The 5,880-nt window shown below is 68.5% G+C and carries 6 protein-coding genes and 1 pseudogene; 3 read left to right on the top strand and 4 right to left on the bottom strand.

The genetic code is table 11. The annotated features are described in order from the left end of the window. Positions 1–24: 24 nt before the first annotated feature. The gene (locus AC08OU_RS21215) at positions 25–702 is read right to left on the bottom strand and encodes an SGNH/GDSL hydrolase family protein (protein ID WP_476605623.1); all 678 of its coding nucleotides are present in this window, start codon (positions 700–702) and stop codon (positions 25–27) included. Positions 703–743: 41 nt separating this feature from the next. After that, positions 744–1,955 (bottom strand): NAD(P)/FAD-dependent oxidoreductase, encoded by a 1,212-nt coding sequence (locus AC08OU_RS21210; protein WP_476605622.1) that lies wholly within the window; start codon positions 1,953–1,955, stop codon positions 744–746. A 265-nt stretch (positions 1,956–2,220) separates the two neighbouring features. Between AC08OU_RS21210 and AC08OU_RS21205 the strand changes: the two genes are divergently transcribed. Together AC08OU_RS21205 and AC08OU_RS21200 are read left to right on the top strand one after the other, a co-directional pair. Beyond that, a complete protein-coding gene (locus AC08OU_RS21205) occupies positions 2,221–2,715 on the top strand; it encodes a PaaI family thioesterase (RefSeq protein ID WP_476602125.1) in 495 nt (164 codons plus the stop codon). Between the two features lie 301 nt (positions 2,716–3,016). After that, positions 3,017–3,970 carry an alpha/beta hydrolase family protein gene (locus AC08OU_RS21200; RefSeq protein ID WP_476602126.1) on the top strand — a complete coding sequence of 318 codons (954 nt, stop codon included), beginning with the start codon at positions 3,017–3,019 and terminating at the stop codon, positions 3,968–3,970. A 52-nt stretch (positions 3,971–4,022) separates the two neighbouring features. Here AC08OU_RS21200 and AC08OU_RS21195 read toward each other — a convergent pair whose 3' ends face one another. Next, positions 4,023–4,637 carry an aldose epimerase family protein gene (locus AC08OU_RS21195; protein WP_476602127.1) on the bottom strand — a complete coding sequence of 205 codons (615 nt, stop codon included), beginning with the start codon at positions 4,635–4,637 and terminating at the stop codon, positions 4,023–4,025. An 82-nt stretch (positions 4,638–4,719) separates the two neighbouring features. Further along, positions 4,720–5,022: pseudogene (locus AC08OU_RS21190) on the bottom strand (aldose epimerase family protein); the annotation flags it as partial. Positions 5,023–5,208: 186 nt separating this feature from the next. Between AC08OU_RS21190 and AC08OU_RS21185 the strand changes: the two are divergent. Next, complete coding sequence (locus AC08OU_RS21185; protein WP_476602128.1) at positions 5,209–5,790, top strand: TetR/AcrR family transcriptional regulator; 582 nt, start codon at positions 5,209–5,211, stop codon at positions 5,788–5,790. Positions 5,791–5,880 lie beyond the last annotated feature (90 nt).

The following is a 5,880-nucleotide window of genomic DNA, read 5'->3' as shown; positions in this document are numbered from 1 at the left end:
TTAACTTCGAAGACCCGAGATACTTCACTCCCGATCCGACTCGACGTCGGGTCGGAATACGTCGAGGGACCGGTCAACCGAACAGGGCCAGGATGGGACCGGCACCGGGATCCGGGGAGCCGGACGCGACAGGACTTCGCGCACCAACTCCGCGAGGAGACCGGCGACAAATTCGTAGCCGGCCGCGTTAGGATGGTAGTCCCCGGGATTCCACAGTTGGGAATCGTGGGCGCGGTCGACGTGATCGAAATCGACGAGGAGAATTCCGTGATTCGCCGCGGTCGAGCGGACATGGTCGTTCGCCTGCTCGATCCTGGCGCGGAGCACGTCCAGGATCGCCGGCGGCGCCGAGAGCCTGGTGGTGAGGTCCGGGAAGGTGAAGGTGAACGCGGTGGTTCCCGGGACCGCGAGAGTTGCGACTAGGTGAGTGAAGTTTTGTTCGAACCTGGCCTGCGAGTAGTCCGCGAGCAGGTCGTTGCTGCCCGCGGCGATCCCGACGAGGGCCGCCGGGGCGGAGGCAGCGACGTCGAGCTGCGTGTCGATGACATCCTGCGTCGTCGCGCCGTTCCGCCCCAGATTGAGAACGCGACTGCGCAGGATACCCAGAGCCGCGGCCATTCTGGGCGCCCAGCCGATCCAGGCGCCGTCGGGCGCCGGGTCACCGCGGCCCTCGGCGAAGCTGTCGCCGACCACGGTGAGCATCGGCGACGGCGTCGGACCGCCGATGATCGGTCGACTGTCCATTACACGGCCGCCGCGGCCAACATGATGGACTCGACGTTCTTCGGCGCGAGAAAGACCGACGACGGCACGACACCCGCGATCATTCCGAAGAACTGCGCGCGCGCCGTCTCATTGTTCGGTAGGGCTCGCCACAGCGCCACGAGGTGTGGCGGGAAGTCCAGCTCGCCCAGCGTCGTGGTGAAATTGAACGCACCGGCCGACTCCTCGTCGCGCAACCGCTGATACTCGGCGAGGGCCTCGCCCATGGGCCGGTCGCCACGCAGCGCCTGGTCCACGTGCTCGGTCAGCAGGTCCGCGCAGCGGAAGGCGTCGGTGATGCCCAGACCGGTCACCGGGTCCTTGTGGTAACCAGCGTCCCCGGTCAGCGCCCAACCCGGGCCATAGGACGTGCGGTAGTAGTTGTCCGGGTAACGGATTCCGTAGTAACGGTCCTCCTGGACGACGCCATGGCTGTCGAGATCCTCGGCGAGCTCGGGCGCGACGCTGCGGAAGGTCCGGCGCAGGCTCCCGTCGATGTCGGCGCGGAACTCCTCGAAATCCTCGAGGTTGCGCATCGCGGTGACGAGAGTGAGCCCGTCATGGGTGGGCCAGCCGGCGCACTGCTCACGGTCACCGAACCGGCTGTGGAACTGCCAGTCCAGCCCACTGAAATAGGAGTAGTAGATGAAGCTGGCCGCCGGCACGACCTTGTAGAAGTCGGCTCCCACCAGGTCACCCACGACGGAGTTGCGGCCGTCGGCGCCCACGACGAGAGTGGCCCGCTCCTCGACGACGGCTCCCGTGGCGTCCCGGCCCACGATCCCCGCGACCGTGCCGTCGTCGTGGCGGATCAGATCGCGGACCGAGAAGCCCTCCCGGACCTCGACACCCGCCGCGACCGCGCCATCGAGCAGGATCTTGTCCAGCACGATGCGGCGCGGCGCCATCGAGAACGCCAGTCCGTCGATCGGGTCAGCGAACCCGCGGATGACCACACCGAGGTGGGACACCGTCATGTCGGTGATCGGCCGGCAGTTGGTCGCCGTGAGTGCGTCGAGCAGCCCCCACTCCCGCAGACGGAGCAGTGCGGCCTGCTGAAGATAGTGGGTGGAGATCGTGTCGCTGGGAAAGGACACGCGGTCGACGAGCAGCACCCGGTGACCGCGCCGGGCAAGCAACATCGCCACAGGTGAGCCGGCGCAGCGCGCTCCCACGACAATCACGTCGTACATGGTCGGAGACTCCCTGAAGTATACCGGTCAACCGATCGTCACACTGACACGACAGGTCCCCGGCGGATGTGTTGTCATTATCCTCCTAGGCATCCTCCTAGACCCCCTATATACCTGCAAGACATCACAAGGTGATGTAATCGCACGATAGGAATCACCAATGGCAAAGGGTTCGTAAAGTCGCCTCGAATTCATCCTGAAGAAACCTGTCCAGCGGATGCTCAGTAACATGTCTGCTCAGTCGGAGATACGATCCCCATTGGAGATGGTTCGCGAGGCGCACTTTCAGGCGAACGGTGACGCGCCACCAAATCTCGAACAACTCCGTTCCGTCATCGATACGATGGTGCCGTTCTGTAACCTGACCGGGGTGCGGGTCGTCGAGCTGCGCCGGGACGGTGGCGTGGCGGAGCTCCCCAACCGACCCGACCTCCAGAACCACATGGGTACCGTGCATGCGGCGGCGCAGTTCCTCGCCGCCGAGGTCTCCGGAGCCGCAGCGTTCTCGGGCGCCCTGGCACCGAGGATCTTCAGCCTCCGCAGCTTCGTGCTGCGCGACTGCCGGATCATGTACCTGCGGCCGGCGGTAGGCCGGATCCGGGCCCACGGTTCAGTGGACCTCGAGGTCGCGCACCCGGCAGCGGAACGGACCGCCGAAGAACACTTCGAGATCCGCGGGGGCTCGCTGCTCTACGACGACGCCGGCACCCTCGTCGCCAAGGCGGAGTTCGACTACCGCGCCTGGTTCGACGCCTCCTGACAAGACACCTGCAGGCAAAACACCTGCAGGCAAAACACCTGCGGGCAAGGCGCCTCCGGCAACAGGAGGGCCCTGCCCGCAGATAAAGCCCGTAACCGCGGCTCTCCCTCGCCCGGGCCGGGACACCCGGGCGAGGGTGTCCCGGCCCGGGCGTCCTCCGCGAGTTCACTGGAGGAAGTCCACGGACGTTACTACGCTCACCATCGTGCCCGGCTTTCCGGCCGCACTCACCAACCTTTATCGGACCCGCTGCCGGAAATACCGATCAGACGATCGGCGATCCGGATGGAAGGAGCGGCACGTGTCCGCAGATGCTCTTGTTCCTACCCCGCCGGCGGCCGCCGGCGAGACCGGGCCCGCGGCGGGAACCGAGACGGAACTCGAGGTCTCCACCGCTGCCGGGACACGGTTCGGCCTGCGTGTTCTTCCGCAGGCCGACGAGTCCGCGCCGGTGATTCTCCTGCTTCCGGCGATGGGGGTTCGGACGAAGTACTACACCCCCTTCGCCGAGGCACTGCGGTCGCTGGGGTACTCGGTCGTAACAACCGATCTGCGCTGGCATCGCCACGGAGCCGCGGCGCTCCGGCGCTCGGCCGGCAGCCGGGGAGGCTACCAGGAGGGTGTCGAGGACGACCTGCCGACGATCACGGCGGCGACGCGGGAACGATTCCCCGGGGCGCCGCTGTTCGTCGTGGGTCACAGTCTCGGCGGACAACTCTCGCTCCTGCGTGCCGCGCGGGAGGCCCCCGACAACGGCGGGCTGAGCGGCCTGGCCGTCATCGGCGCGGGCACCTCGTACTGGCGCGTCTTCAGGCCCCTCCGTTCGGCCTGGGTCCTAGGCGGTTCCACGTTCGTCGCGGGGGTGTCGCAGCTGCTGGGCTACTGGCCCGGGCACCGGTTCGGCTTCGGCGGGCGGCAGCCCAGGGCGCTGATGCTGGACTGGGCCAGAAGTGCCCGCACCGACTGTTACCGGCTGGCCAAGTCGGAGCCCGACCTCCTCGGTCTTCTCGGCGCGGTGACCCTGCCGGTACTGGCCATCTCCCTGGACGCCGACCATCTCGCGCCGCGCCGGGCGGTCGACCATTTCACCACCCGGTTGACGGGCTCGGAGGTCCGTCGCGTCCATCTGGACCGCACGAGTGGATCCACCCACCTCGGTCACTTCGACTGGATGAAGGAACCCGCGGTCATAGCACGCCACGTGGCCGAGTGGATCGACATCGTCCTCGGCCGGAGCAGCACGGGCGCACGGTGACGGGAACCGCACGGTGACGGGCGCCCGGCACGACGAGCGCTGACGTACGTGGTCAGGCCGCCGGCACCGGCGGCGCCGTCGGCACGACCCCCCACGAGCCGCCGAAGGTTCCGCCAGGTGGCAGCACCCGCAGCCCGTCACCGCTGTTGAACCCGTTCGCGGGACACGTCATCGGCTCCACGGCGACACTGCGCCGGCGTTCGTCCGGCCCGAGGGTGTCACCGGTGAACACCTGGAGGTACGGCCAGGCCTCATCGGCCCACACGACGATGCTCCCACCGTCCGGCGCACCGAGCCGGACCCGGGCCCGGCCGTCCGCGTCGCGGTCCAGATCGGTGAAGCAGGTATCGAGGACGACGTCCCCGACCGCGCGGGCGTGCCGGAAGTCGAACGGACCGTCCGTCACATCGGTGGCTCCGATGGGGATGAGTCGATCATTCGTGACCAGTCGGCTGCGCGCCGGTACGGTCAGCAGCACGTCGTCCGCGCGAGTCGGAGCCCCGTCCCGACCGGCGACGAAGAGATAGGGATGCGCCCCCATCCCGACCGGCGCCGGCCCGCTCGACAGGTTCGTCGCACTCATCGTGACCCTGAGACCGTTCGGTCCGAGCCGGTAGTCGGCGGTGAAGGCGACCGTGAACGGGTAGCCGGACTGGGCGCGCAGCACAAAGGGCCCGGACCGCCGACGGGCCGGACCGGTCGAGATCCCACGCGGACCAGCGCGTCAGGCCGTGGATGGCGTTGCCGGTGGCCACCTCATTCACCGGCAGTTGCTGGACGGTCCCGGCGAAGGTGTAACGGCCGCCGTCGATCCGGTTCGGCCACGGCAGTAGGAGCTGTCCCCGGCCGCGGGCCGCCATCGCGGTCACGCCGTACCCGTCGAGCACGGCCACACCCCCCACCTCGAAGGTCCGCAGCCCGCCGCCGACCTCGACGACCGTGGCTCGCGCGTCTCCGTAGACGATCTCGACCTGCTCCCCGCTGGGTGCCACCGGCGCGCCCGTTGACGCCGGCGACGGAGTGCTCGTCGCGGTTCCGCTCACTGTCGCCATCCCTCTTGTTCGAACTTGTTCGAAGCAGCCGCTCCGCACCGTGATTCTCGCTTCCCACCGGGCGGCCCCGACCGTCCGGTTCACCACGGTTGACAGACGGCTTGTCTTCGTTTCGAGACAGCCTGTCTTTCACTGGGCATGCTGTCTTCCATCGGACGGCCAGTCCATCGAACGTAGGGTGCAGTCATGTCTCCCCGTCGCTACGAGCAGCGGCTGCGCACGGCTGGTGCGGACCAGACCCGCCGCCGGATCCTCGACGCGATGTACGAACAGCTGCCCCGGCTCGCGAGCGTAGAGGCGGTCGCGCGGCAGGCGGGCGTGGCCCGGTCGACGGTCTACCTGGTGTTCGGCTCCCGGGCAGGGCGGTTCGACGCCCTCACCCAGGACGTGCTCGATCGGGGCGGTTTCGCGGACCTGGTGCAGGCCGTGCAGGATCCGGACCCACTCGTCCACCTGCGCGGCGGGATCACCGCAAGCGTGCGGGTGTACGCCGGGCAGCGCGACGCCCTGTGGGCCCTGCGCTCGATGGAACAGGCGCTCGACGGCGCGCTGCGACGGGCCGAGCAGGACCGTCTCGGCGGGATGGAACATCTCGCCGAACGCCTGGCCGCCCACGGCCTCCTGCGCGTGCCGGTGGCCGCCGCGGTCGACGTCCTCTGGCTGCTCACCAGCTTCGACGCGTTCGACCTGCTCTACACCGGCCGCAGGCTGCCGGTCGACGAGGTCGCGGCCCGGCTCCTGGCGACCGCCGAGCACGCGCTGCTCTGAACCGGCTCACATCCCGCTGGAGCTGCCCGAAGGCGGCGATCGACCTCGTCCTCGCCCAGATGGAGACCTTCGCCAAGGGGACGTAATGAA

It is taken from the genome of Frankia sp. CcMO1, from assembly GCF_977945845.1.
This window is presented reverse-complemented; position numbering and strand designations above follow the sequence as displayed.

Excerpts from the sequence above, each read along its gene's own strand:
- AC08OU_RS21215 (WP_476605623.1), bottom strand. The coding sequence starts at position 702 with ATGCTCACCGTGGTCGGCGACAGCTTCGCCGAGGGCCGCGGTGACCCG.
- AC08OU_RS21210 (WP_476605622.1), bottom strand. The coding sequence starts at position 1,955 with ATGTACGACGTGATTGTCGTGGGAGCGCGCTGCGCCGGCTCACCTGTG.
- AC08OU_RS21205 (WP_476602125.1), top strand. The coding sequence starts at position 2,221 with ATGGTTCGCGAGGCGCACTTTCAGGCGAACGGTGACGCGCCACCAAAT.
- AC08OU_RS21185 (WP_476602128.1), top strand. The coding sequence starts at position 5,209 with ATGTCTCCCCGTCGCTACGAGCAGCGGCTGCGCACGGCTGGTGCGGAC.